A 25,374-nucleotide genomic window follows, 5' to 3' on the forward strand; every position below is an offset into this window, starting at 1 on the left:
ACCCTCCCTGATAGGGGTTAGGGGGTTTTGCCGCAAGATGTCGCACCACACCCGGCCCGCAGGCCTCGGATAAACCCCCCGGGCGTGGTCCCGAACGCCTCTCGAAAAGCGGCGACGAAGGCCGAGACGGATTCGTAGCCGCTTTCCAAACCCGCCGCCGTAACGCTGGCTCCTGCCTCCAGATGGGCCAGGGCTGCCAACAGCCGTTGTCTGCGCCGCCATTTTCCAAACGACAAGCCGGTTTCGGCCGCAAATCGACGCCCCAACGTGCGCCCGGTCATGCCGGCGTTCTTGGCGATGGTTTCCATGGGTCGCGCGTCGTCTGGGGCGTCAGCCAGGGCGCGGCAGATGGCGGCGAGCTGCGGTTCGGCCGGCCAGGGCAGGCTGAAGCCGGCTTCGGGCAGGGTGGCCAATTGGTCCAGCAGCACGGCGATGAGCCGCCCTGCCGGCCCCCCCTCGTCATAGTCCGGGGGCAGGGCGGCGGCGGCCAGGATCAGCTCCCGAGCCAGCGGCGAAACCGTCAGCACCAGACAGCGAGGCGGACAAAAAATGCCCTGGTCGGCCCGGATATACAGGCTGCGCATTTCGGCCGGCTGGGACGTGGCCACTTCGTGGAGCAGGCCAGGCGGCAGCCAGACGGCGCGTTGCGGCGGGGCCACATGGCTGCCTGTGGGCGTGGTGACTGTGAGCACGCCCTCGCCGGCAAAGGACAGTTGGCCGAAGCCATGGCTGTGCGCCCGGGCCAGGGAGCCGGCCGGCAGGGATTCGCTGCGGGCGTAGACCGTGCGGGGGAGGATTTCGAGCTGGGGGGGCTGGCGTTCCTGCGGCATGTCCGTTTCTCGCTATAAAATGTCATTTTGGCGCAAGACAGACTCTTCGTCCAGGGCTAGAAGCGGGCGAACATTTCGCCAAGGAGACGGATATGATCGGCAGAGTCTTGCGCAAAATGGCGTCGGATTGGTTTTTGGCAGGCATGATTGCGGCGGTGCTGCTGGCCGCCGCCTTCCCGACTTTCGGAGCGGCCGGCGGGGCCATGCACGCCGACGTAGTCAGCAACGCCGGCATCTTCGCGGTCTTTTTTCTGCACGGGCTGGCCCTTTCCACCCGCAGTCTGGTGGCCGGGCTGACCAAGGTGAAGCTGCATCTGCTTGTCCAGGCGCTCACCTTCGTCATTTTCCCGCTGCTCTATTTTCCCTTCCGATGGGCCTTTGGCGGGATCATTCCCGAGGGGCTCATGTTGGGGTTTCTCTATCTGTGCGCCTTGCCCTCGACCATTTCCTCGTCAGTAGCCATGACGGCCATTGCCAAGGGCAACGTGCCGGCGGCAATCTTTAATGCCACGCTTTCAAGCCTGCTCGGCATTGTGCTGACCCCGGCGATAATCGAATTGATCCAGGCCGGCGGCTCCACCGGCGGATTGTCTTTCGGTCAGGCCGTGGTCAACATCGCCACCCTGCTTTTGTTGCCCTTTGTGCTGGGGCAGGTGGCCCGGCCGGTCTTGGGCAATCTGGCCTCGCGCTACAAGAAATACATCAACACCTTTGACAAGCTGGTGATTTTGATTCTGGTCTACAGTTCGTTTTGCGATTCCACGGCTTCGGGCCTGTGGCGCGACAACGGCCTGTCGGTCATCGCCATGACCCTGGCCGGGGCGGCGCTCTTTTTGGCCGTGGCCTTGTTCGTCTCTTCGCGGGTGGCTGGCTGGATGGGTTTTTCCGAGGAGGATCGGATCACGGCGATTTTTTGCGGCTCCAAAAAGACCCTGGCGTCGGGGGTGCCCATGGCCCGCCTGTTGTTCGGGGCGCATCCGGCCCTGGGCCTGATCGTGTTGCCGATCATGTTTTACCATCAGTTGCAGCTTTTCGTCTGCTCGATCATGGCCGGACGGTTTGCCGACCGTTTCAACAAGGCCGCACCCTCCGAAAACGCCTTTGCTGGTATGCCGGCGGCCGAGACAGTACCGGTACGCAGCGCATAAAGGAGCCGGTCCGGGTTAAAAGCTCTTTTCCCGTTGGGCGGTCCGGGGGCCTCAGGCCCCCGGCCGCCGGAGGCTCCCAAAAAGAATGCCTCCGGCGGCCAAAGGGGTGACCCCTTTGGAATCCCACCTGGAAGGCAAGGGGGTTATGCTGGGGACATCTCCCACTGCAACCCAGTCGCTTTACACCTTTCTCCCCCCTGAAATTTTCTCCTATCAAGGGGGTCCGGGGGGGATTATCCCCCCCGGCCGCCGGAGGCATCTTCCTCTTCATCTCCCTCTCTCTTAACGCCCCAGGCCGTTGCGGAAGATCCAGTCGGTGATGCAGTAGAGTCCGTCTTTGCCCACTGGTGCGAACCGTACGAAGTGTTCGTTTCGGATTTCGCCGGCCTCGGTGAACTGGAAGCCCACGTATTTTTTGCGCAGCGGCGGGAAATCCCGGATGCGTTTGACCTCCAGGCGCAGCCCGAGCCTAAGCGGTGGCTGCTCGCCTCCCCGGATCAGATGGAGGTGGACCAGCAGCGGGTAGTCGCGGCTGGTGTCGATGAAATAGCCGTAGGCCGGGGCGTCCTGGTGGATTTCCAGCATGAGGCCGCCGGCCGAGAGATCCTTTATGGCGCAGTGGCGGGCGCTGTCGGGGATGATGCAAAACGGGGCAGGCCATTTGTCGAGGTTGTTAAAAAGGCTCCAGTCGGCGTCCGGGGCCGGGGCCGACATCTCGAACAGGCCGAGCATGGCCGGTCCCAGCGGCAGGCGTTTGTGGGTGCGCCGGGTCAGCTCGAAGGCGGCCGGGACGCTTAGCTCCACCAGACAATGGGAGGGGTCCGGGGAGGTGATGGACTCGACGGTCGTTCGAAAGTCGCAATAGGTGCTTTTCTTATTGGCCCCGACCACGGCGAAATAACCGTGGACCTCCTGGTCCGGTTTGGCGTCGTTGAGCCGGTTGCCGCGTGGCGACTGCACCACCATGGAGTCTTCGTTGACGGCCCGGATGTGGCAGGGGTTGATCGACGTGTCGCCGGGGTCGGTGAACAGGTTGAAATAGAGGATGCTTTTCTGGTCCAGGGCCGAGAGCAGTACGGTGCGTTCGGCCACTTGCAAGCCCCGTTTCGGGGTGTTTTGTTTTTGTTGCAGGGTCTTGACGCGGGCCAGGGTGGCGCGCAGCCAGAGCATGGCCGCCACCCGGTTGGCCAGGCTTTGGGGCGGTTCGGCTCCCAGGCGAAAGCGTGATTCGGGATACAGGCGACGGGTGCTTTTATCGAAATCGCCCAGGAGGCGGCGCAGCAGGGCCAGGGGGGAGCTGTCCGGCGCGGCACCGACAGCGACCTGATAGTCGGCCAGGGTGAACACCTTGGGAATTTCGCCCATGACCAGCACGCCGTAGCGCGCGATGCCGGCTGGTTGGCGCACGGCCTTAAAAAGTTCCTTGAACGTGTCGAGAATAAACGTGGTTTTGTATTTGGCCGTGAGCAGCCGGGCGGTGTATTCGAAAACAGGCTTGGTGGAAAGGTCGATCAGGGTCACGGTGCCGATGGAACGTATGGACCAGTGAAAGGCGTCGTCCTTTTTTCCGGGCGCAACGAGGACGTTGTCACCGAGCTTGACGACGTAGGGCTGGTCATTGAGTTTGAGGCAATAGCCGTTGTCCAGCAGGGCATTGGCGCAGCGGACGGGGAAGTGGCGTTTGTCGTCTTCGCTTGCCCACATCCAGCAGTGATAGAGCAGTTCGTTGCTCAAAAAATCCAAAAACCGTCGTCGGTTAAACGAATTCTCCAGCAGGGTGCACAGCGTCGGTTCAAATTGCTGCCGGTCATTTTCGCACAGCACCAGCCCCCGGTTGATCAGCCAGGGCGGCAGGGCCGCGTCCTTGGCAAAAATGTGGCGCTGCACTGCCGTATCGACGGTCTCTTTTTTAGCGGTGTCCAGGAGGCCTCGGGTAATGGAGCGCAGGAGGGCTGCGGCGGCGGCGATGAGCGGTTCCCGGTCGTCGGGCGGGGCGTCCAGCGCAGCGACGCGGCCGAAATGCAGGTCAAGATTGGTTTGGATGACCGGAGCCAGAAAATCGTTCATGCGATACAACCCTGCACTATGGATTTTGGCGTCACTTTTGCCCAACGGATAGCAGACTGTCGCCTTTTGGCAAGGGAGGGCAAGGCGGCCGAGGCGATTTCTACAGCATGTTTGTGACGAGGTTGTCGCGGTCCACCCAGCCCAGCTTGTCGTTGCCGGCGTCGATTTGCACAAAGCCGTCGCGAGCCGGGCCAAGCCGGACGATGGTCCCGGGCGGGAGGACAAAGAGTGCTTCGGCCGCCAGTTCCGGGGCGCACCGGGCGGTGGTCTCGACCGTCACAACGGCCCGGGGGGCGAGGACCGGGGTAAGTGTCAGCCAGCCGGCTTCCACCGCCAGCCACAGGGTGGCTGCCCAGGCCAGACACCATACGCTGCGGGGCAGGTGCAAGGCAACCCGGCGTCCCAGCAGGGCCGCCAGCCCCAGGGAGGCAGCCGCCAGCAGGGCCGCCGTCGCGACAACGCCCCCGGGCAGGCGGCTGCCCAGGAACAGCCCTGGCGCGAAGGGCGGCAACCCGGCTGCGGCCAGGGCCTTGGCTACCTGCGGGTTGCCGGGATCGGCCCGTTCGGCCCGATACAGCCACAACGCCGCCCGGCCCGGATCACCGGCCAGCCGCCAGACCGTGGCTGCATCAAGGCAGGCTTCCACGTCGGCTTTTTTCCCCGCGTTGGCCAGGGCTGCCTCCAGACCTTTGGCGGCCTCGGTGAACTGTCCAGCGGCATACGCTTCCCGGACGCCGGCCAGGGCCGCACCGCCGGTGGCAAGGGTCGGCAGCGTCGGGGCCAGGGCGGCCGGGGTGCTCGCCGCCGGCGTGACCGTCAGGGCCAGATCCGGGCTGGCCAGCATTTGCCAGGCCCCCTGGTCCGGGTCGAAAACAGCCAGACGCATCCCGGCCAGGACGTAGCGGCCGGGCCGGTCGGCGCGCAGGGCAAAACGGAGTGTTCGCCGGCCGGAAAAGCCGTCCGGCCCCATGATCCCGTCCGTCTCGGCCGGCAATCGCCGCAGGGAAAGTCCTTCGGGGACCAGGGGCACGGGGAGGGCCGCTTCGGTCAGGTTGCCCTGGCCGGACAGGGTGACGGCGAGGAACGCTTCCTGGCCGACCGGCGTCGTCTGGGCTTCAAGCCGGGCGTCAAGCTCCATCCGGCCCACGAGTCCCGCAGTGTGCGCGCCGGCTGGCCCTGGCGGCAGGGGGCGCACGTCTGCTGTTTGAGCCGGACCGGCAACGGTCAGCGGCTTGGCCGCCCCGGGCAGGCCGGTCAGTCTGGCCGAGGCCGGGGCCAGGGCCAGCCGGCCGACGCGCTGCGGTGTCAGGGCATAGGCCACACGGGTGACGGCATAGCGCCGGCCGCCGGCCTCGATCTCGTCATCGATCTGGCCGGGCAGGGGCGTGGCGGCAAAACCGTCGAAAGGCGGCGGGGTGACAATGATGTTTGTGGCAGCGACCGAGCGAAAGAGGTGCAGGCTGTAAACAAGGGTCTGCCCCAAGTACATGGTCGGCCGGGACAGGGTGGCGTCCAGGAAGACCGTCTTGCCGGCCAGACCGGGTGGCACGGCCGGTCCCGGCCGCACGACCACGGTCACCGGATTGGTGCGCTGCTGCGTGCCGCCGGTTTCCACCGCCAGGGCCGGCACGACGCAGTCCCCGGCGCGTCTGGGGGCAAGCTCGAAGCGGTAGGCGGTGACGGCACCGGGCTGGCCGTCCGGGCCGGTGCGCGCGCCTACCACCCGGCCGCGCGGGATGACAGTGAAATCGGTGATCGGGGTGGTATCGACCACGGCCAGGGCGTCGCCGGGCACAAAGACGCGCAGGGTTGCCGGCCGGCCAAGGACCGTTTCCCGAGGCTCGACCTCGGCGGTCACGGCGTCCGCTGCGGCAAGGCGCGCCGTCGGCCCAAGACACGCGGTAAAGACTATGGCCAATACAGCCATCCAGCCCCAAAAAGAATGCCTCCGGCGGCCAAAGGGGTGACCCCTTTGGAATCCCACCTGGAAGGCAAGGGGGTTATGCAGACGACATTTCCCACTGCAACCCAGCCCCGTTACAACTTTCTCCCCTTTTAAAACTTTTCCCATCAAGGGGGTCTGGGGGGGATTATCCCCCCCAGCCGCCGGAGGCCTCTTCCTCTTCTTCATCATCTGCTACCAGTCCTTTTCCACGGTAGGGCGGGTGTAGACCGGCGTGGCCGGTGGGCCGGGGAGGTCAGGGATGCGGTTGAGGACGGGATCATTGGCTGCGCCTGGGGCGCTGGCCCGGCGCAGGCCGTTTTTTTCGCCGTCCTTGGCGGCCACGGGAACCTTGGCTTCCTGGGCTTTGGCCGGGTCAGCGGCCGGGCCGGGCTGGGGGGGCGCGTCGGGGGAGTGTTTGCCGCTGCCGTCGTCGGTGCCCTGCGGAGCTGCGGGCGTCTGGCCGGAGGGCGCGTCGGCACCGCTTCCCTGGTCGCCCGGGGTTTGGCCGGGCCGCTGCGCATCGGGCGTTTCGGCGGCCGGTGGCGGCGGGGTTGGGTTGGCGCGCAGCCAGTCCAGGTTGGCTTTGGCGTCGGCATCGTCGGGGTCAAGCAGCAAGGCCGCCTCGTAGCCGGCTATGGCCCCGGCGACGTCGCCCAGGCGGTAGGCGGCGTTGCCCTGGTTGTAGCGGGCTTTGGCGGCCAGGGGCGGCAGGGCGGAGCGGGCGGCGCGGTCAAAGGCAGCGCGGGCGGCCTCGAAGCGACCCAGACGGTAATAGGCTGTGCCGATATCAAACAGGATGGCCGGCGCGTCGGGATCTCTGGCCCGGGCGGCCAGAAAGGCGGCCAAGGCGGCTTGCTGGTCGTTTAAGGCAGCGGCGGCCAGCCCCTGGGCGACCTTTTCGCTGGCCGAGGAAGCGGCCAGGGCCGGGCCTGGGGCCAGGAGCAAGCCGGCCAGGAGCGAGAGCGCCAGGAGCAACCCGGCGGGCCGTCTTTCCCGGGCTGTTGGCGCGAGCACCCAATCGGCCAGGAGCAGGGCGATGCCAAGCGCCAGCAGGATTGCGTCGGTGTCGCTGCCCGGGAGCGCGCCGCGGTATGGGCTGGCGTCCGGGTTGGCCTCCGGGCCGGGCAGGGCGAGCAGGGCCTGGGCCAGCCCGTCGGCTGGATTGGGGGCGTCGGAGCTTAAGCGAAAGGGGGTGCCGCCGCTTTCCCGAGCCAGGGCGGCCAGCCCGGCGGCATCGACGCCGGCGGCAACCGGTGTGCCGGTAGTGGTGCGAAGCGTTGCGCCGGTTGCGTCCGGCACGGGTGTCGGCAGGGCCGAGCCAACGGCCACGGTAAAGATGGGCCGGTTGGCTGGCCGGGGGGCGGCGTCGCGGTCCGGCAAGGTCTCTTCGCCGTCGCTCACCAACAGGATTGCGCCGGGAGTTGCAGCGCCCAGCGCCAGTCCGGCCGCTTCCAGGGCGGCGTGGAGATTGGTGCCGCCCAGGGGCGCGTCGGCGGGGGTGGTCGCATCAAGAAAAAGCGCCAGGGCGGCGCGGTCGGCGGTGATCGGACAGGCCAGCCAGGCCCGGCCGGCAAAGCCGACGAGTCCGGCCTGCACCCGGGGCAGCCGGGCCAGAACGTCGAGAACCAGCGCCTTGGCGGCGGACAACCGGTCGGGGGCGAGATCGCGGGCCAGCATGCTGCGGGAGCAGTCGAGCGCGATGACAAGGGTCAGCGGCGCGGGTTCGACCGGGGCGGCGGGTTGTTCGGGCGCGCCCAGGCGGGGACCGGCAGCGGCCAGGGCCAGGGCGCAGATTGCGGCCAGGAAACACAGGCTTTTAAGCGCCCGCCGGCCCGGGGCGGCGGCCAGACCGGGGTAGGCGGCTGCGATGGTGCGGCGACGCTTGTGGGCGAGGACGGCCCAGGCGAGGCAGACCGGCACGGCGGCCAGCAGCCACAGCCATTGGGGACGCACGAAGATCATGGCAGCCTCAGGAAGCGCGTGGCGGCCAGCCCGGCCCAGCTTGTGAGCAGCCCTACGGCCAGGGCGGCCAGTCCCGGGGCCAGGGAAACGCCCGCCTGGGGCACGGCCACGCTGTCGCTGGGGGCCAGTGTGTCGATGGCGGCCCCGGCCCGGGCCAGTCCGGCGGCGTCCTCGGCCCGGAAAAATTCCCCGCCGCCCAGGCGGGCCATGGCCGTTAAGGCCTCGGTATCGACCGGGGCTTTTTCGTACACGATCTGGCGGCCGAGCAGGGGATGGTTGACCAGAAAGGCGGCCGGCTCGTCGCCCCCCACGCCCACGGTAAAGACCCGCACCCCGTGCGCTGCGGCGGCCTCGGCAGCGGTTTGCGGATCGATCTCGCCGGCATTGGAACGCCCGTCGCCAAAAACGACGGCCACCCGGGACAGTCCCGGGCCTTGGGCCAGGCGTTTGACGGCCAGCCCCAGGGCGTCGCCCATGGCAGTCTTGCGCCCGGCCGCCCCGACTTCCAGCCGGGCCAGGGCCTGGGTCAGCACGCTGCGGTCGAGGGTCGGGGGGATGACGGTATAGGCCCGGGAGCCAAAGGCCACCAGCCCGATGCGATCGCCCGGGCGGCTGGAGGCAAAACGGGCGGCTGCCTCGGCCACGGCTTCCAGGCGGGTGATGGTGCGCTCGGTTTGCCGCATGTCCATGGCGGCCATGGATTCGGACAGATCGATGGCCAGCATGATGTCCACGCCCTGGCCGCGATAGACCGGTTCGGTCGGCGCCAGTCCCGGACCGGCCAGGGCCAGGATGGCCAGGGTCAGGCCCAGGGCGCGCAGGACGCCGGGCAGGAAAACAGTCAGGGAGGGCCGGCCGGCCGCGCGGGCCGTTGTGAGATCGGGCAGACCCAAGGCTCCCAGGCGGGCCGTACGGTTGCGAGCGAACCAGATGGCCGGCAGGGCGAGCAGGAGGAGCAGGGCCAGGGGATGGGCCACCACCATCACGGCCTGCCTCCACCGAGGCGGGCGGCCGGGGCGGCCAGGGCGGCGGCGGTTTGCCAGTCGCGCGCCCGGTCGGCCCGGGTGACGGGTGCGGCCGCGAAACAGGCCTGTTCGGCTCGGGCCAGCAGCGCGCACAGCGCCTCGGCCTGGGCCGGGGCCAGAGCCGAATGGTCCACGGCGGCGGCGATTTCGGTGCGTGTCAGGGCCGTGGCCGGGATGGCGGAGCGGGTGTGCAGGATGGCCCGCGCCAGGGCAGTCAGTTGAAAATAATACTCCCGGTCGTCATGCGTGCCGCCGTCCGGGCCAAGGGCGGCCAGGGCGGTCAGGATCGCCTCGACCGGTCGGGGAGCGCTGTGGCGCAGCCGACGCCAGCGCCACACCGCCAGTCCGGTCAGGGTCAGCCCGGCCAGGGCCAGCCCACCCGCTCCGGCCCACAGCGGCCAGGGCGGGGCAGGCTCGGTGACGGCCACCGGCCCTTTGATGTCGCGGATGTCGTTCATGCCGGGATGCTGGCGGGCCGGGCGCGGCGGGCACGCCCGGAATGATAGGCAGGGTGGGTTCGGCGGCGGAAAAAGGCCTGCAAGGCCGGGGCGGGCGGCAGGCCGGCAGCCAGGGTCAGGACATCAACGCCGACGGCACTCAGGCTCGCCATGGTCTGGCTGCGCCGGGCGGCCCGGGCGCCGGCGTAGCGGGCGCGCACGGCCGGATTGCCGCAGTCGATAACAGCCAGGCCGCCCGTTTCGAGGTCGGTGGCGGTGAGCAGTCCGGCCGGGGGCAGGGCGCGGTCGTCAGGCGTGGTCAGGACCGCAGCGGCCACGTCGTGCTGGGCGGCGAGCCGGCCAAGAGGCGCGCTCCAGGCCCCGGCCAGGAAATCGGACAGGACAAAGACCACGGCCCGGTGGGCCAGGGCCACGCCGGCCAGGGCCAGGGCCGGGGCGGGATCGGTGCCCCGGCCGGTGGGGCGGGTTTCGGCCAGGGCGCGGGCCACGGCAAAGGGGACGGCCGGCCCGGCCGTGGGCGGCAGGAAGGCTTCGACGCGGTCGGAAAAAAGCACCAGCCCCACCCGGTCGCGGTTGGCGGCGGCGCTTACGGCCAGGGTGACGGCGGCCAGGGCGGCGGTTTCATAGGGGGAGGGGCCGGCGGCGGCAAAGGCCATGGAGGGGCTTATGTCCACGGCCAGCAGGAAGGTGCGGCTGCGTTCCTCGCGAAGGCGTTTGACAAAGGGGCGGCCCAGCCGGGCAGTGGCCTTCCAGTCCATGGCCGAAACATCGTCGCCCGGAGCGTATTCCCGGGATTCTTCGTATTCCATGCCCGAGCCGCGAAAGGCCGAGCGGTAGCTGCCGGCCAGGGCGGCGGCCGCTGTCCCGCAGGGGGTCAGGCGCACGCGCTGGGCCTGGGCCAGCAGTTGGGAAGCCTGGATGGTCAGCACGACATTGCCTCCGCCGCACCACGGCGCGGGTGCGGACTGTCCGGGAGGCTATCAAGGCCGGGACGTGGCGGCAAGAGAGGTGCCTAAAGCGCTTCCATGGACCGGATGCGGGCCACGGTTTCCCGGGCGTCGGCGGCGCAGGCCAGCATGCCGTGCATGAAGCTGAAAAAGTGCATGACTTCGCTCAGATCATAAGCTGCCGGAGCGCGGTCGCGGCGCATGTCCCCGAGTTTTTCCCGGGCCTTGGCCACGGCGGCGTCCAGGGCGGCCACTTCGGGCAGGGGGGAGGTGCCGCGCAGATGGGCGGCCAGAGCGGTGAGCAGCGCGGCCCCGGCGGTTTCGAGATCGGCCATCTCTTGCGGCAGATGGCGGTGCAGGCCTTTGCCCCGCCATTCCTCGGCCACGTGATCCATGCCGAGCACATGCTCAAAAAGCCGCTCGCCCCGAAACAGCAGCATGGCCCGCAGGGCACTTTCGCCCTGATCGCGGCTTTCGGCGTCGGCCTCCAGCCGCAGTTCCCGGCAGCGGGCCAGCGTGCGCAGGATGCGGTCTTTGAGGGCAAAAACATGGCGTTCGGGATAGTCTTCGCGGATGCGGCCTTCCACCACCACGGCAAACAGCGAGGCCACGTCCTCAAAAAGCTTGGCCAGACCATGGGACAGCGCCCGGCTGGCCCGGGCGGGCAGGATCGTAAGCGACACCACCAGGGCAGTCACAATGCCCACGCTGATTTCCAGAAAGCGGTCGAAGCCGAGCACCACGGCCGGGACGTCGGGATGGCCGCCCAGGATAATGATGATGGCCGTGATGCCGGCCACCCGGGAGCTTTCGCGCAGGCGCGGGATGGCCGAACAGGCGGCCAGGGTGGCGAAAACGGCCAGACCGGAGGCGGGCAGGGATTGGCCGCCGAGATAGGCCGCAGCCGTGCCGAAAACGGCTCCCACGGCCGTGCCGGCCAGCCGGGTCCAGGCCGCCCGCATGGAGCCGCCGAGGTTGGCCTGCATGACGATGACGGCCGTGACCACGGCCCAGTAGCCCTGGGGCAGATGAAGGGCCGTGACCAGCAGTTGCGTAGCCACCACGGCCACGGCGGTGCGCAGGGCGTGGCGCAGGCCAAACCGTCTGGCCGCCTGGGCCAGACGCATAAGGTGGCGCGTTATGTGGGGGGTGGCAGACATGCGGATAAAAGGCTCCTTCAGGGAAAGAGGCGGTCTGTACGCCCGACCCGCCCGGATGGGAAGCCCCTTTGGGGGCGTGGCACCTGGGCGTATTGTACTCCTTGACAGCGTATGCTAGGCAACAATCAGTCGAAAAAGACATTTTTTTCGTTGTAACAGACGTGTTCCGAACGGAGTCGATGGTTGTGATCAAATCGCCATGGTTCGGTTTCTCGCGTCCTGTCGGGCCGGCCCTTTTGTCCTGCAGGATCTTTGGGACGCAGGCGTCGGCGTGACCGGCGGCCGCTTGCTCGTTGTCGGCGGTCCGGACAGGGACCCCGTCCAACTCGCCGCCCGCATCGCCCCGCCCGGCAGTTCCTGCGCCGTGCTCGATCCCCGGCGCGCCCTTGAGGCCGGACCGTTTGTCCTGCCGGAGAGCGTCGTCATTCCACTTTTTGATCTGCCCGGTCCCGAGCCGCTGCCCAGCCTGTTGGCCGCCTTTGACGGCCAGCCGGCCCATATCGTGTTTGCGGCCGATGCCGGTTTCGCCGTGCCAGATGGTAACGTGCGGCTGCTGCGCGGCCTGGACGCCGCAGGCATCGCCGCCGTGCTGGACATTCTGGCCGAGCGCGATGCCGAAACCCGGCGGGCCGAAGCGAACATGGCCTGGAAACAGGCGCTTCTGACCGGCTTTTCCGGCTTGGTGGCCGTGTGCGATCCCAAACGGCGCATGGTCTTTGGCAATGCGCCCCTGGCCCACCGGGCCGGTGGCGATCCCGCCGGCCTGTCGTGTTATGCCGCGCTGCACGGCCGGGGCGAACCCTGCCCCTGGTGCCCGGCCGATGAAGTCTTGGCCGGACGCACCGTGTCCATGGAAATCCAAAGCCCGCTGGACGGCCGTTATTTCGCCGTGGCCAGTGCGCCGTTGCGGCTGCCGGGCCAGCCCACGTGCATGCTCTCGCTGCTTATAGACGTCACCGACCGCAACATGGCCCTGGCCAGGCTGAAGAGCTTAAACCGCGACCTGGAGCGCCGGGTGGCGCAGCGTACCGACTCCCTGGCCCGCCAGAGTGATGCATTGGTCGAAGCCAATGCCCGGCTGCGCGAACTCGACGCGCTCAAATCCGGTTTTTTGGCCACCGTCACCCACGACCTGCGTACGCCGCTCACCTCGGTGATGGGCTTTGCCAAGCTGACCCGGCGAGAGTTTGTTAAGGAATTCATGCCATTTTCCGAGGTGAGCGCCGCTCTTCGCCGCAAGGGAGCGCGCATCGCCGATAATCTGCGCATCATCGAAAACGAAGGGGCGCGGCTGACCCGTCTGGTCAATGATTTTCTGGATCTGTCCAAAATCGAGGCCGGCCGGCTGGACTGGAACGACCGCAGCGTCGATCCGGCCGAAGTGGCGCGTCTGGCTGTGGAGGCCGTTCGCGGCGAATACGCCCTCAACGAACGTCTGGCCCTGGTGGTGGACATTCCCGGGCCGCTGCCGCAGGTGCACCTTGACCCGGACCGGCTGGTCCAGGTGCTGGTCAATCTGCTCACCAACGCGGCGCGGCACACCCATGAAGGCGAGGTGACGCTCTCGGCCAGACGCCTGCCCACCGGGCGGGTGGAGCTGCGGGTGGACGACACCGGCCCGGGCATCGAGGCCGGCGAGCGGGAACGCATTTTCGATAAATTCTATCAGGCCCATCAGGGCGACACCCAGGCCATTGCCCGGCGCGGCACAGGCTTGGGGCTGGCTATCTGCAAGCATATCGTCGAGCGCTACGGCGGGTCCATCCGGGCCGAGGGCCGAATACCCCACGGCACGAGCTTTGTGGTGGAACTGCCGACTGCCTCGGGCCGGGCGCAAGGCGGGCCGACCCCGGCGGCAGATCGGCCCGGAGCCGAAGTCCTACCGTCCTGACCGCCGCCTGCTTCCCCCTCGCAGGAGCGGGAAGCAGGCGGCTGCACTGCGCGGGTGCCGGCTTAAATGTCGTTTAAATCAATGGTCTTGGTGGCTGGTTTGGCCGGCTTGCCCGGGTCTTTGGCACTGGCCGGTGCGGCCGGCTGGGTACTCCCGGACGGCAGGGTCGAGCCGGAATAGCCCGGGCTTGTCGCACCCGAGGCCGGGGTTGCTGCGCTTGCGCCGCTGGCTTTTTTCGTGCCGCACAACAGCCGGGTGGCCTCCAGGCGCGACTTGGCCTGGGACAGGCCGCCATCGCGGCGCAGGGCGTCCTGGTAGGCGGCTTGCGCCTTGTCGCACTGGCCGGACAAAAGCCAGGCGTCGCCAAGGGCCATGGCCGCCCGGGGATCGTGGCCGCCGGCCTTGGCGGCGGCTTCCAGCACGTCCCTGGCCCGGGCAGGGTCGCCCAGGGACAGGGCGGTCTGGCCCAGGCCTTCCATGGCCGGGGCATAGGCCGGGTTGGCGGACAGGGCGGCTTTAAAGGATGTCTCGGCCTTGTCCTGGCCGGCCTTGGCGCAGGCCACGCCGGCCCTGGTCAGGGTTTCGGCTCCGGCCCCAGCGCCGGCTTTGGACAGCTCCTGGCAGGCGCGGCCGTAGTCTTTCTGGTCAAAGGCGGCGTTGCCGGCAGCCACGGAGTCCTGGCCGGCCGGTTCGGAAGAGGCAAATTTCATGGCACCGCAGCCGGGCAGGCAGGCGATCAGGGTCGCCAGGGCCACGGGAGCGGCGAAGGATCGAAGCGACATGCGGCACCTCCCGATGATGCATTCTTAAGATGCCGTGGCTATCCCAAAGCCGGGCCGGATTGTCAAATTTTGCGCCGGCTGGTAGTGGCAGGCATCATGACCGCAACCCGGAGGCCTGCCATGCCCTGGCGCGCGTTGCTCTTCGCGCTGACGCTTCTGGCGATGTCCGGCCCGGCCGCTGCCGGCGAAACCGCCCATACCGCCCGGCCCGGGGATAACCCGGCTGCCCTGGCCAAGCGCTATCACGTGCCCGTGGCCGCCATCCTGGCCCGCAATCCAGGGCTTGATCCCGGCCGCATCAAAGTCGGCGACGTCATTGTCATCCCGGACGCGCCCGGCCCGCTGCCCCCAAACGGCAGCGCGGCAAAGGCCGCCCTTGCACCGCCAACACCCGCTGCTTCTGGCCTGGACACGCCCGACGCCCCGGCTCCTGCGGCTGCGTCGCCCGCATCCGGCCCTTCGGCTGGCCCCTCGGCCAAAAACAGTGCTGCGCCCAAAACCGCAAGCCCGTCCGCCGCTGGCGGCCTGCCCGACGAGGAAGCGCCGGGCCGTCGCTATGTGGTGGCACCGGGGGATTTCCCGGCCGCCATTGCCGAGCGCTTCGGCATTCCGCTGGAAGTGCTGGAGCGGGCCAATCCGGGGCTGGACCCCAAACGGTTGCCGGTTGGCTGCGTTTTGACCGTGCCCGAGGGCAATGCCTGCGCCCCGCCGGCCGTGGCCGTGACCCGGCCGGGCGAACCCGGATCAACCGCGCCGCTGATGATGGACTTCCAGTAGCCGGCGGCGGGCGTGGCACTCCCCCCTTGCGGCCCGGCCCGCTTGCCGGCATAGAAAGCCCCCGGGGCGCGCTTTTCTGTGGCCTCGCAAAGGGAGTCCAGCCATGATCGATGCTGGTGCATTGGCCCGGGCCGCCGGCCTTGTGGCCGCGTTTCGGGCCGAGATGGCCAAGGTGCTGGTGGGGCGCGAGGCGTTTGGCGACCGCCTGTTTATCGGCCTGCTCTGCCGGGGGCATGTGCTTATCGAGGGAGTGCCGGGGCTGGCCAAGACCCTGGCCGTCAAGACCTTGGCCCAGGCGCTGCAGGCCGTCTTTCGCCGGGTGCAGTTCACCCCGGATCTGCTGCCGGCCGACATTTGCGGCACGGAAATCTATCAGCCGGCCACGGGCACGTTTGTCGTGCGCCGGGGGCCGGTCTTTGCCAATATCCTGCTGGCTGATGAGATCAACCGCGCCCCGTCCAAGGTGCAGTCGGCGCTTTTGGAAGCCATGGCCGAGGGGAAAGTGACCATCGGCGGCGAGACGCTGCCCCTGCCCCAGCCGTTTCTGGTTTTAGCCACCCAAAACCCCATCGAACAGGAAGGCACCTATCCCTTGCCCGAGGCCCAGGTGGACCGGTTTCTGCTCCATCTGACCCTGGGCTATCCGACCCCGGCCGAGGAGGCCGAGATCGTGCGCCGGGCCTGCGCCGACCAGGAGCCCCAGGTGTCGCCCGTGCTTTCCGGCGAGCAGGTGTTGGCGCTGTCGGCCCTGGCCCAGCAGGTGCGCTTGGACGAGCGGCTTTTGGAATACGTCGTGGCCCTGGTCGGGGCCAGCCGCAATCCGGGCGCGGCCGGGCTGGCCGAGTTGGCCGGCAAGGTGGCCTATGGGGCGTCGCCCCGGGCGGCCATTGCCCTGGCCCGCACGGCCAAGGGGCTGGCGTTGGTTTCGGGGCGCGGCTACGCCACACCCGACGACGTCAAGGCCATGGCCCCGGATGTCCTGCGCCACCGCATTCTGCTCACTTACGAAGCCCAGGCCGAGGGCCTGACCCCGGATGCCGTGGTGGCGGCGCTTTTGGGGGCGGTGCCGGTGCCGTGAGGCGGGCCGGCTAAAAAAGCGCCTTGGGATCGGCCGCGCTGATCGTCGGCGGCGGCGCGCCAGTGGTGCCGGCTTGCGCCGTGGTGGCCGGATAGCCCGGCCCACGGGCGCTTGGCGGCAGGAATTTGATCGCGGCCAGCACTTCTTTTTCCGCTTCGGGGTCAAACCCCGCCGGCTTGTAGGCGGCCAGCCGCGCCGCCACCCGCTCCAATTGATCCGGCGTCAGCCGCTTTTCGAGAACTGCCCTGGCCCGGCCGGCCCGCAAGAGCAGCGGATCGTTCCCGGGGGTGCGGCTGGCCAGGGTCAGCCAGAAAAGCGCACTCTCGAAATCGCGCGGGGCCACCCGCCCCTCGTAATAAAAACCCGCCAGCATGGCCTGGGCCTGGGCATAGCCCTGGCCGGCCGCCAGCCGATACCAGCGAAAGGCCTCGCGGGGATCGGACGGCGTGCCCCGGCCGGTCAGCGTCAGGGTGGCCACGTTGCACCGGGCGTGGGCGTCGCCGCGTTTGGCGGCTTCAAGCATCCAGCGCAAGGCCTCGCCGTCGCTGGCCGGCCCGCCCTTGCCCGTCAGATACATAAGGCCCAGATTAAACTGCGCCCGGGCATCGCCGGCCAAGGCCGCCTGTTCGTACCATTTGCGGGCCTCGGCAAAATCCGGCGGCCCGGCCAGTCCTTTGGAGAGCAGGGAACCCAGGGCGAAACCGGCTTCCGAATCCCCGGCCAGGGCGGCCTCGCGGTAAAAATCCACGGCCTTGGCCAGATTGGCGGCGCTGGGAAATTCTTCTTCGGACAAGGCGGCCAGCAGCGACTTGGCTTCCGGCAGACCGGCCTTGGCCGCTGCCGCCGCCCAGCGGAAGGCTTCGGCCGGATTGCCGGATACGCCCTGGCCGGCCAATTGGAGCAGGGCCATGGCGTACATGGCTTCGGGGTTGCCGGCCCAGGCAGCCTGGGAGAGCAGGGCCGCGCCCTGGGCCGTATCCCCGGGCAACCGGCCACGCACCATGCCAAGACCCAGCAGCATGGCCGCCTGGGCGTTGCCGGCTGCGGCCGCCTTGGCGCAAAAGCGGACGGCCCGCCCGGCGTCGCGCCGCTCTTCGGGACCGGCGGCAAACAGCCGGCAGGCCACGCCCGCCGCCTGATCGTCGGCCTCGGCCGCCGCGTCATACAGGGCCACGGCCCGGCCCGGGTCGCGGAAAACGCCGAGGCCCGTGAAATAGAGGTCGGCCAATTGCAGCATGGCCCCCACATGGCCGGCCTCGGCCGCCCGCTCGAACAGCCGGCCGGCTTCCAGGGGATAGGCCGAAACGCCCTGGCCGGCCAGATACATCAGGGCCAGATCATAGGCGGCCGGGGCATAGCCGGCATCGGCGGCCTGCCGGCGCAGTCTGGCGGCCTGGGCCAGATCGACGGGCCGGCCCTGGCCCGTGGCGAACAGTTCGGCCAGACGTGTCAGCGCTTCGGCATCGCCGGCCCGGCCGGCTGCCTCGAACCACTGGGCCGCTGCGTCCGGGGAACCGCCCCGGGGGTCGCCGGCCGCACCCAGCGACAGCAGCAACTGGCCCAGGGCCGTGGCGGCATGCATATCGCCGGCCCGGGCCGCCCGGCCAAGCAGGTCCAGGGCCGCGTCAACATCCACCGGCCCGCCGGCACCGGTGGCCCGCATGACCCCCAGGCGGCCGGCAGCGGCCATATCGCCCTGTTGGGCCGCTTTCTCGTAAAAAAGCGCTGCCCCGGCGTCGTCGCCAAGGAGGCTGCGGGTCAGATCGCCGGGCGCAAGCAGGCTCGGGCGGTGGTTTTTGCCGGCGGCGTAGCTCAAAAGTTCCAACGCCCGGGGGTTGTCCTGGGGAGTTCCCTCGCCGGCGGCCAGGAGCAGCCCCAGGCGGTAGGAGGCGGCCACGGAACCGTTGGCGGCTGCGGCCTCAAGCAGCGGCAGGGCGGCGTCGGTCTGGCCCTGATCGTAGAGCCTGGACCCCAGTTCCGGGGTGGCGCAACTGGCGGCCACCAGCCACAGCGCGCCCAAAAGCCCCAGGCCGTAGGCCACGGCAGCCAGGGTGCCGGACCTGGCCTGTCGGGCCGCAGGCAGGGCGGCCGGGCCGTCTGCCAAGCCGTCTGCCAAGGCATCGGGCCAGTCGTTTGGCCGACCGTCAGGCAAAACGGCGGGCGAAACGGCTGGCGTAACGTCGGGCGGGACGGCTGACATGGGCGTGGGCCTCCGGGGGTGGTGTAACGGGTGGGCTTTGGCCAGTATTAAGGCAAACGGCGGTGCGGGACAATCCCTGCCGCTTAGAAACGGGGCAGGGCCAGGGCGAGGTAGGGCTGGCCGCACAGGGGCAGGGCCATGGCGGCCAGGGTGCCGGCGGCGATGGCCGGGCCGTAGCACAGGCGGTAGCCGGGCGTGCGGCCGCTGCGCGAAAAATGCTGCAACGCCAGCCACAATAAAACCTGCACCCCGCCGGCAAGGCTCGTAAACAGCACCACCGTCACCAGGGCCGACGGGCCAAGGCCGGCCCCCACGGCGGCCAGCAGCTTGACGTCGCCGGCTCCGAGCAGCCCAAACAGGTGCGGGATAAGAAAAAAAAGCAGGCCGCCGCCCAGGCCGTACAGGGCGTCGGTCAGGCCGGGCAGCCCGGAAAACGCCGTGTGGACGGCCACGAGGACCAGCATGGCCCCAAAGGTTATCAGATTGGGAATGCGCTTGGAGACGACGTCCACGGCCGCGCCGGCGACCACGGCGAGGGCGGTGACAGCGAAAGCAATGAGCATTTCCGGGGCAAGGGGCATAGCGCCTCCGAGGTTTTTTTCGGTGTAGCGGCTCTCCCGGGCCTTGTCCAACGCCGGAACCGGCACCACAGTCGGCCTCGCCGGCCCGGGTGCCGCCCGGGTACCCTTGACGCCAGAGGGCAAAACGGCCAATTTTAAAGTGTATCCGGGCAGGCGTCGCATCCGTGACGGCTGCCTGGCCCCCCCCCACGGAGTGTGCATGGAGCAGGAGCGCGACCAGTCTTTGCTGTCCGAGTTGGCCGCCGTGTCGGCCGAGCGCGACCGGTTGCGCGAGGCGCTTTCCGATGCCGGCAGCGTTATCGAGCGTCTGCGCACCAGCGCCCAGGCCGGCCATCAGGCCAAGGCTGACTTCATGGCCCGCATGACCCATGAAATGCGAACGCCGCTTTCAGCCATCGTCGGTCTGGCCGGTCTGGCCCAGCCCTTGGCCGGGAGTCACAAAATCTCAGACTATCTGGACAAAATAACCCTGTCTGCCCAGGGCCTGCTTGAAGTCGTGGACGATATCACCGATTTTTCCCGTCTGGAAAAGGGACAGGTCGATCTCACGGTTGCGCCTTTTCATCTGGCGGCCGCCCTGGACCGGGTCGTTGCCCGGCTGCGCCCTGCCGCCGTGGCAAAGGGGGTGGCCCTGGAGGTGCGCCTGGATGGGCGCGTCCCGCTGGGGCTTGTGGGCGACAGCGCCCGCCTGGAAGGCATCCTGGGGCATCTGGCCGGCAATGCCGTCAAATTTACCGAACACGGCTCCGTGCGCCTGGAAGTGGACTGGCTCGGCTGCGACGGCCCGACGGCGCGCCTGGGCTTTTGCGTGGCCGACACCGGCATCGGCATGGCCCAGGCCTCCATCCCGGCCATGCTCGAATCCTTCACCCAGGCCGACGGTTCCCTGTCGCGGCCCTACGGCGGCACAGGCCTGGGGCTGGCCCTGGCCAGCCGGGGCGTGGCCCTTTTGGGCAGTGTCCTGGCGGTGGAAAGCACCCCTGGCCAGGGGACGCGCTTTCGGTTTGCCGTCAATTTTGCCGAGGACGCCGTCACCAGCACGTTGTCCTGTTCCGCCCCGGCCGTGGCCGGGCCGGACGTCCTGGCCCGGCATCCCCTGGCCGACAGCCTGATTCTGCTGGTCGAAGACAACCCCATCAACCAGCAGGTGGCCCGCGAGACACTGGAGCGCCTGGGCGCGGTGGTGGCGGTGGCGGCCAACGGCCGCGAGGCCGTGGCCATGGTGGCGCGGCGCGTCTACGATGTCGTGCTGATGGATGTGCAGATGCCGGTTATGGACGGGCTGGCCGCCACCCGGGCCATCCGCTCCCTGCCCGGCACCCGGGCTCTCCCCATTGTGGCGCTCACCGCCCACGCCCTGGCCGAGGACCGCCAGCGCTGCCTGAATGCGGGCATGAACGACTACCTGACCAAACCCCTGGACGTTGCGCGGCTGCTGGCTGTGCTTGGCCAGTGGATCGCAGCAGCACCCCTGCCGGCCCGGGAGCAGCCGGCCCAGGCCGCCACTGCGGCTGCTACGGCCGCTTCGGCCGCTTCGCCAGCTTCGGTTGCCGCGACGGCGGCGGGGGGCAGAGCCGCCGCCACAGGCATGGATGTGGATACGGCCTTGCGGCGGCTTGGCGGCAACGAGCGCCTGCTGGTCAGCGTGGCTGCGGAATTCGCCCGGGACTACGCCGGCAGCGCCGCCACCCTGGCCGCCCTGGTGGCGGCCGGCGAGACGGACGCGGCCCGGCGTCTGGCCCACACCCTCAAAGGACTGGCCGGCAATCTGGCTGCCGACGCCCTGGCCCTGGCCGCCAACGCTCTGGAAAGCAGCCTGTCGGCCGGGACGCAGCCCGGGGCCGCCGCCCTGGCGGATTTTACCAAGGCCCTGGAGCAGACCGTGGCCAGCGCCGCCGCCCTGGCCGCGGCCCGGAAGGACGCGCCGCCCCAATGCGGCGACGGCTGTTGGCGGGTGCTGCTGGTGGACGACGCCAAGCTCAATCGGGCTATTTTCGCCCAGATCCTTCGCAGCGCCGGCCACGAGGTGGTCACGGCCGAAAACGGCAAGGACGCCTGCCGCGTGCTCTTTGGGGAAAAGGCTGTCGGGCGTCCCTTTGACCTGATCCTGTTGGACATCGAAATGCCCGAGATGGACGGCCCCACCGCAGCCCGCACCATCCGGGGGGTGCTTGCCGCCAGTGTCACCCCGCCGTGCCCGCCGGGCATCCCAATCGTGGCGCTCACCTCCCACGACGCCGACGCGGAGCGTGCGCGTTGTCTGGCAGCCGGAATGGATGCCTGCCTGCACAAGGTGTTTGACCAGGGCGATCTGCTGGCGCAGCTTTCGCATATTATGGGTGCCCAGGCGGGCAAGCCCCGGCCCTTGGCCGGTCCCCGGTCCCTGGGCGGAGCCGGGGCGGGGCTTGCCCCGCTGCTGCGCGCCATGGCCGGTCATCTGGCCGAGGGCAGCATCCGGGCCGACGAAGACATGGCCGTGGTGCGCGAGGCTTTTGTGGGGCGTTTGGCCCCGCCGGAAGTGGCCGCCTTATCCGAAGCGGTCGAGCGCTACGAATTTGCCCGGGCCTTGGACCTGCTCAAGCGGCTGGCCGTTGGGCTGGACCTGGACCTGACGCTGGATCTGCCCGGCCAGCCGGGCTGAGGCCGCGTCCGGCGACCCGGATCACCGCAGGAGGTTCTGGGCTGGCCGGCGGGGGCTGTACAAGCGCCGGCTGCGCTTGGCTTTTGTGTTCATGCGAGAAGGGGTGTGGGCGGCATTCCTACCGCTTGCGGCGCAGTTTGCCGCCGAGATACAGGCCAATGGCGATGGACAGGACGACGACGATTGTGACGATGGCCAGGTTCGCTCCCATGATTGCCTCCCGGTCCCGCCTGGGAGGGCGGGTCGGGCGAGCATAGCGGGGAAGTCCACCGGGCGCAAAAGGGAAAAGCGCCCTAACCGGCGGCAGGCCACTGCGCCTGACTGCGTCCGGAGGAGGCCCATGGGCACTGTTTTGTCGGGGCTGCGCAATCTGGTGACCAGTTTTGCCAGACCCAAGCCCGTCAACCGCGAGGAAACCTCGGCCGTTTTCCGGGAAAAATACAACCGGTTTCAGTCGCTCTTGGAGTCCAATACCGAACTGCTCAAAATCTGTTCGGAAATCGAAGTCATGCTGACCGGACGCGAGGTCTTTGGCATGGCCTTTATCCGCTCGCGCACCAGCCGGGCCATCTTTCACGCCATCCGCATGATCAAAAGCTTCGAGGGCCTCTCGGCCAAGCCCCAGCCGGTGCTGTTGGCTCTGGTGGAGCGGCTTTCAACCGAAATAAAGACGATCCTTGCGGGCCGCGTCAATCCCCATGGCGGCAAACACGTCCTGGATATGGCCGAAATTACCGGCGAAATGGTCGATCAGGTGGGCGGCAAATGCGCCAATCTCGGGGAAATCGCCAACCGGACCGGGCTGCCCGTACCGCCGGGGTTTTCCGTAACAACTGCCGCCTTTCGTGCTTTTTTTGAGGAAGCCGGCCTGTTTGAAACCATCTCCAGCATCCGCCTGGGCATCGCCCCGGACGATCCGGCCTCCATGGCCGCCGCCGCCGAAGACATCCAGGCCGCCATCCTGCGCGCCCCCTTGCCCGATACCGTAACCCGGGACATCGAGGCCGCGGCCGGGCGGCTGGAGGCGGCCCTTGGGCCGGATATGCGGCTGGCCGTGCGCTCCAGCGCCATCGGCGAGGACGGCGAGTTGTCCTTTGCCGGCCAATATCTCACCATGTTAAACGTCTCCCGGGACCGGCTGGCCTCGTCGTATAAAATTGTCATCGCCAGCCTGTTTACGCCCCGGGCCATGTCGTATCGGCTGCTCAAGGGCATTCCCGACAACGATGTGGCCATGGCCGTGGCCTGTCTGGCCCTCATTCCGTCCCAGGCGGCCGGCGTGCTCTACACCCGGCTGCCCGAGGCTTCCAGCCGTCCCGAACTGCTTATCAACGCCGTCTGGGGCCTTGGTCCCTACGCCGTGGACGGGGTCATCACCCCGGACGCCTATCTGCTCGACCGCGAGAGCCTCGTCCCGACTGCGGTGACCGTGGCCGACAAGCCCCGCATGCTGGTCGCCGCATCCTCCGGCGGGCTGGTGGACATGCCCGTGCCTAAAGACCGGCGCACCACCCCCTGCCTGACCACCGAACAGGCCCGGACCCTGGCCGGCTGGGGTTTGGCCCTGGAGCGGCATTTCGGCCGGCCCCAGGACATGGAATGGGCCTTGGACGCGAAGGATGAGCTGATTATCCTCCAGTCCCGGCCGCTGACCGCGCTGCTCGACGTGGCCGCTGCCGCTACCCCCCCTGTGCCGGGCTACGACATCCTGGCCCAGGGCGGACAGGCGGCCTGCAGTGGCGTGGCCTGCGGCCCGGTCTACCGGGCGGTCAATGAGGAAGATCTGGACGGCTTTCCCGAGGGTGCTGTGCTGGTGGCCGCCCACAGCTCGCCCCAGTTCATGGTGGTCATGAAGCGGGCGGCGGCCATCGTCGCCGACCACGGCAGCGTCACCGGACACATGGCTTCGCTGTCGCGGGAGTTCCAGGTGCCCACCTTGCTGGGGCTTTCCCAGGCCACGACCTTGTTGCCGCCGGGCGAGGTGGTGACCGTGGATGTCGCGGCCGGGCGCGTCTACCGGGGCCGGGTGGAGAGCCTTTTAGCGCAGGCCCCAGAAGCCCCGGCGCTCATGGACGGCACGCAGGTCCACGCCATCCTGGCCGAGGTTGCCCGGCGCATTGTGCCGCTCACCCTTTTAAATCCCAAGGCCCCGGAGTTTCGCCCGGAAAACTGCACGAGCCTGCATGATGTGACCCGGCTGCTGCACGAATGGTCGTACGGCTGCATGTTCGCCGTCAGCGATCTTGTGGCCGGGCGCGGCGGGGCAACGTTTATCCTGGACGCCACCACCGGCCTCGATCTCCACATCATCGACCTTGGCGGCGGCATCAAGGACGCGGCGGCGGGGCGGCAGCGGGTGCGCCCGGCCGACATCGCCTCGCGACCCTTTGCCGCGCTTTTAACCGGGCTGGTGCTGTCCGAGGCGGCCAAAGCCCTGCGTCCGGTCAACCTCGGCGGGTTTCTATCGGTCATGTCCGAGCAGCTCGTGGCCCAGCCCAGGGCCGGGGCCGACCGGTTTGGCGAGAAATCCTACGCCATCATTTCGGATAAATACCTCAATTTCAGCTCCCGGGTGGGCTACCATTACGGCGTGCTCGACTGCTACTGCGGCCAGACCGTCAACAAAAACTACATCACCTTTTCCTTTTCCGGGGGGGCGGCCGACGACGTAAAGCGCGGTCGCCGGGCCAGGGCCATCGGCCGCATCCTGGCCGAACTGGGCTTTTCCGTGGAAGCCGTTTCCGACCGGGTGTCCGGCCGGTTCCAGAAGTTTTCCCCCGAGGTCATCGCCGAAAAGCTCGGACACATGGGGCGGCTGTTGCAGTTCACCCGCCAGACCGACATGCTCATGGTGAGCGAGGACAGCATCGAGGCCATGGTGGGTTGCTTTCTGTCCGGCGCGCCCTGTTTCGATCCGGCCGCTGCCCAGGCCTTTTCCGGGGCCGCCGCCGGCCAGACGCCTTAACGGAGGTTTGTATGCCACGCTTTGCCGCCAATCTGACCATGCTTTTTACCGAGCGCCCCTTTCCCGAGCGCTTTGCCGCCGCTCGTGCCGCCGGTTTCCAATATGTCGAATACCTGTTCCCCTACGCCTTCCCGGCCAGGCAATTGCGCCAGCTCCTCACCGACAACGGGCTGACCCAGGTGCTTTTCAATCTCCCCTGCGGCGACTGGGCCGCCGGCGACCGGGGCATTGCCGCCGATCCGGCCCGGGTGGCCGCATTTCGGGACGGCGTTCCCCTGGCTCTGGCCTACGCCAAAACCCTTGGCGTCACGCGCCTCAATTGTCTGGCCGGCAAGCTGCCCCCCGGCGTCACCGAGGCCGAGGCCCTGCAAACGTTGGCCGAAAACGTGGCCTACGCCGCCGATCTCCTGGCCGGCGAGGGCATCAGTCTGGTCATCGAGGCGATAAACCGCTTCGATATCCCCGGGTTCGTGCTGTGCCGCACGAGCCAGGTCATGTCGCTGCTCGACCGGGTCGGGCGGCCAAACGTGGCCATGCAATACGATGTCTACCACGCCCAGCGCCAGGAAGGGGAACTGGCCGCAACCCTTGCCGCCAACATCGGCCGCATCGGCCATATCCAGATCGCCGACAATCCCGGCCGGCATCAGCCCGGCACCGGCGAGATCAATTTCCCCTTTCTCTTTACCACCCTCGACGGCCTGGGCTATGACGGCTGCATCGGACTGGAATACGTGCCCACCCCGGACACCGAAAGCTCCCTGGCCTGGATATCAGCCATGGGCTTGCGCCTTTGAGGCTGCAACTCTGAGCCTCCGGCGGCCGGGGATGAAGGCGGAAGAGGCCTCCGGCGGCCGGGGGGATGATCCCCCCGGACCCCCCGACGGGAACAGTTTTTAACCGAGTATTTTGCTTGC

General features: G+C 68.5%; 18 protein-coding genes. 7 read left to right on the forward strand and 11 right to left on the reverse strand.

Annotated features, from left to right (window positions below):
* Positions 1-17: 17 nt before the first annotated feature.
* Positions 18-830, reverse strand: coding sequence for an AraC family transcriptional regulator (locus GTA51_RS00375; protein WP_160957749.1), 813 nt, complete (start codon positions 828-830; stop codon positions 18-20).
* A 92-nt stretch (positions 831-922) separates the two neighbouring features.
* Here GTA51_RS00375 and GTA51_RS00380 point away from each other — a divergent pair, with 92 nt between their 5' ends.
* On the forward strand, positions 923-1,978 hold the full coding sequence (locus GTA51_RS00380) for a bile acid:sodium symporter family protein (RefSeq protein WP_160957751.1): 1,056 nt from the start codon (positions 923-925) through the stop codon (positions 1,976-1,978).
* A 282-nt stretch (positions 1,979-2,260) separates the two neighbouring features.
* On the opposite strand, the gene GTA51_RS00385 is transcribed toward GTA51_RS00380, so the two are convergent.
* From GTA51_RS00385 to GTA51_RS00415, 7 genes are all read right to left on the reverse strand, one after another.
* Positions 2,261-4,045, reverse strand: a complete 1,785-nt coding sequence (locus GTA51_RS00385; protein ID WP_160957753.1) for a PilZ domain-containing protein — start codon at positions 4,043-4,045, stop codon at positions 2,261-2,263.
* A gap of 100 nt (positions 4,046-4,145) precedes the next feature.
* Positions 4,146-5,963 (reverse strand): BatD family protein, encoded by a 1,818-nt coding sequence (locus GTA51_RS00390; RefSeq protein ID WP_160957754.1) that lies wholly within the window; start codon positions 5,961-5,963, stop codon positions 4,146-4,148.
* A 219-nt stretch (positions 5,964-6,182) separates the two neighbouring features.
* Positions 6,183-7,952 carry a vWA domain-containing protein gene (locus GTA51_RS00395; RefSeq protein ID WP_160957756.1) on the reverse strand — a complete coding sequence of 590 codons (1,770 nt, stop codon included), beginning with the start codon at positions 7,950-7,952 and terminating at the stop codon, positions 6,183-6,185.
* Positions 7,949-8,935, reverse strand: a complete 987-nt coding sequence (locus GTA51_RS00400; RefSeq protein WP_160958118.1) for a VWA domain-containing protein — start codon at positions 8,933-8,935, stop codon at positions 7,949-7,951. Before GTA51_RS00400 ends, GTA51_RS00395 begins: the two co-directional genes overlap by 4 nt.
* Positions 8,935-9,435 (reverse strand): hypothetical protein, encoded by a 501-nt coding sequence (locus tag GTA51_RS00405; protein ID WP_160957758.1) that lies wholly within the window; start codon positions 9,433-9,435, stop codon positions 8,935-8,937. Before GTA51_RS00405 ends, GTA51_RS00400 begins: the two co-directional genes overlap by 1 nt.
* Complete coding sequence (locus tag GTA51_RS00410; protein WP_343039414.1) at positions 9,432-10,364, reverse strand: DUF58 domain-containing protein; 933 nt, start codon at positions 10,362-10,364, stop codon at positions 9,432-9,434. Before GTA51_RS00410 ends, GTA51_RS00405 begins: the two co-directional genes overlap by 4 nt.
* 83 nt (positions 10,365-10,447) lie before the next feature.
* A complete protein-coding gene (locus GTA51_RS00415; RefSeq protein ID WP_211922371.1) occupies positions 10,448-11,542 on the reverse strand; it encodes an FUSC family protein in 1,095 nt (364 codons plus the stop codon).
* A 271-nt stretch (positions 11,543-11,813) separates the two neighbouring features.
* On the opposite strand from GTA51_RS00415, the gene GTA51_RS00420 reads away from it, so the two are divergent.
* Positions 11,814-13,433 (forward strand): ATP-binding protein, encoded by a 1,620-nt coding sequence (locus tag GTA51_RS00420; protein ID WP_160957759.1) that lies wholly within the window; start codon positions 11,814-11,816, stop codon positions 13,431-13,433.
* Positions 13,434-13,495: 62 nt separating this feature from the next.
* Here the strand turns inward: GTA51_RS00420 and GTA51_RS00425 are convergent, their stop codons facing one another.
* The gene (locus tag GTA51_RS00425; RefSeq protein WP_160957761.1) at positions 13,496-14,215 is read right to left on the reverse strand and encodes a tetratricopeptide repeat protein; all 720 of its coding nucleotides are present in this window, start codon (positions 14,213-14,215) and stop codon (positions 13,496-13,498) included.
* A gap of 120 nt (positions 14,216-14,335) precedes the next feature.
* Between GTA51_RS00425 and GTA51_RS00430 the strand changes: the two genes are divergently transcribed.
* Together GTA51_RS00430 and GTA51_RS00435 are read left to right on the forward strand one after the other, a co-directional pair.
* Entirely contained in the window at positions 14,336-14,992 is a 657-nt protein-coding gene (locus tag GTA51_RS00430) for a LysM peptidoglycan-binding domain-containing protein (RefSeq protein WP_160957763.1), read from the forward strand.
* A 103-nt stretch (positions 14,993-15,095) separates the two neighbouring features.
* Positions 15,096-16,070 (forward strand): AAA family ATPase, encoded by a 975-nt coding sequence (locus GTA51_RS00435; RefSeq protein WP_160957765.1) that lies wholly within the window; start codon positions 15,096-15,098, stop codon positions 16,068-16,070.
* Positions 16,071-16,080: 10 nt separating this feature from the next.
* On the opposite strand, the gene GTA51_RS00440 is transcribed toward GTA51_RS00435, so the two are convergent.
* Complete coding sequence (locus tag GTA51_RS00440) at positions 16,081-18,270, reverse strand: tetratricopeptide repeat protein (protein ID WP_160957767.1); 2,190 nt, start codon at positions 18,268-18,270, stop codon at positions 16,081-16,083.
* Positions 18,271-18,353: 83 nt separating this feature from the next.
* Positions 18,354-18,851, reverse strand: coding sequence for an A24 family peptidase (locus tag GTA51_RS00445; RefSeq protein ID WP_160957768.1), 498 nt, complete (start codon positions 18,849-18,851; stop codon positions 18,354-18,356).
* A gap of 199 nt (positions 18,852-19,050) precedes the next feature.
* Between GTA51_RS00445 and GTA51_RS00450 the strand changes: the two genes are divergently transcribed.
* From GTA51_RS00450 to hyi, 3 genes are all read left to right on the forward strand, one after another.
* On the forward strand, positions 19,051-21,492 hold the full coding sequence (locus tag GTA51_RS00450; RefSeq protein ID WP_160957770.1) for a response regulator: 2,442 nt from the start codon (positions 19,051-19,053) through the stop codon (positions 21,490-21,492).
* A 340-nt stretch (positions 21,493-21,832) separates the two neighbouring features.
* Positions 21,833-24,457: a PEP/pyruvate-binding domain-containing protein gene (locus GTA51_RS00455; protein ID WP_160957771.1), complete on the forward strand. Its 2,625-nt coding sequence runs from the start codon at positions 21,833-21,835 to the stop codon at positions 24,455-24,457.
* Between the two features lie 11 nt (positions 24,458-24,468).
* A complete protein-coding gene (gene hyi, locus GTA51_RS00460; protein ID WP_160957773.1) occupies positions 24,469-25,254 on the forward strand; it encodes a hydroxypyruvate isomerase in 786 nt (261 codons plus the stop codon).
* Positions 25,255-25,374: the final 120 nt, after the last annotated feature.

Origin of the sequence: Solidesulfovibrio aerotolerans, assembly GCF_009856865.1 — a bacterium.
Taxonomy (GTDB): domain Bacteria; phylum Desulfobacterota; class Desulfovibrionia; order Desulfovibrionales; family Desulfovibrionaceae; genus Solidesulfovibrio; species Solidesulfovibrio aerotolerans.

Coding starts and splice junctions, on each gene's coding strand:
- GTA51_RS00405 (WP_160957758.1), bottom strand. CDS start 9,435: ATGAACGACATCCGCGACATCAAAGGGCCGGTGGCCGTCACCGAGCCT.
- GTA51_RS00425 (WP_160957761.1), bottom strand. CDS start 14,215: ATGTCGCTTCGATCCTTCGCCGCTCCCGTGGCCCTGGCGACCCTGATC.
- GTA51_RS00435 (WP_160957765.1), top strand. CDS start 15,096: ATGATCGATGCTGGTGCATTGGCCCGGGCCGCCGGCCTTGTGGCCGCG.
- GTA51_RS00400 (WP_160958118.1), bottom strand. CDS start 8,935: ATGGTGGTGGCCCATCCCCTGGCCCTGCTCCTCCTGCTCGCCCTGCCG.
- GTA51_RS00415 (WP_211922371.1), bottom strand. CDS start 11,542: ATGTCTGCCACCCCCCACATAACGCGCCACCTTATGCGTCTGGCCCAG.
- GTA51_RS00450 (WP_160957770.1), top strand. CDS start 19,051: ATGGAGCAGGAGCGCGACCAGTCTTTGCTGTCCGAGTTGGCCGCCGTG.
- GTA51_RS00385 (WP_160957753.1), bottom strand. CDS start 4,045: ATGAACGATTTTCTGGCTCCGGTCATCCAAACCAATCTTGACCTGCAT.
- GTA51_RS00380 (WP_160957751.1), top strand. CDS start 923: ATGATCGGCAGAGTCTTGCGCAAAATGGCGTCGGATTGGTTTTTGGCA.
- GTA51_RS00395 (WP_160957756.1), bottom strand. CDS start 7,952: ATGATCTTCGTGCGTCCCCAATGGCTGTGGCTGCTGGCCGCCGTGCCG.
- GTA51_RS00375 (WP_160957749.1), bottom strand. CDS start 830: ATGCCGCAGGAACGCCAGCCCCCCCAGCTCGAAATCCTCCCCCGCACG.
- GTA51_RS00455 (WP_160957771.1), top strand. CDS start 21,833: ATGGGCACTGTTTTGTCGGGGCTGCGCAATCTGGTGACCAGTTTTGCC.
- GTA51_RS00445 (WP_160957768.1), bottom strand. CDS start 18,851: ATGCCCCTTGCCCCGGAAATGCTCATTGCTTTCGCTGTCACCGCCCTC.
- GTA51_RS00430 (WP_160957763.1), top strand. CDS start 14,336: ATGCCCTGGCGCGCGTTGCTCTTCGCGCTGACGCTTCTGGCGATGTCC.
- GTA51_RS00440 (WP_160957767.1), bottom strand. CDS start 18,270: ATGTCAGCCGTCCCGCCCGACGTTACGCCAGCCGTTTCGCCCGCCGTT.
- hyi (WP_160957773.1), top strand. CDS start 24,469: ATGCCACGCTTTGCCGCCAATCTGACCATGCTTTTTACCGAGCGCCCC.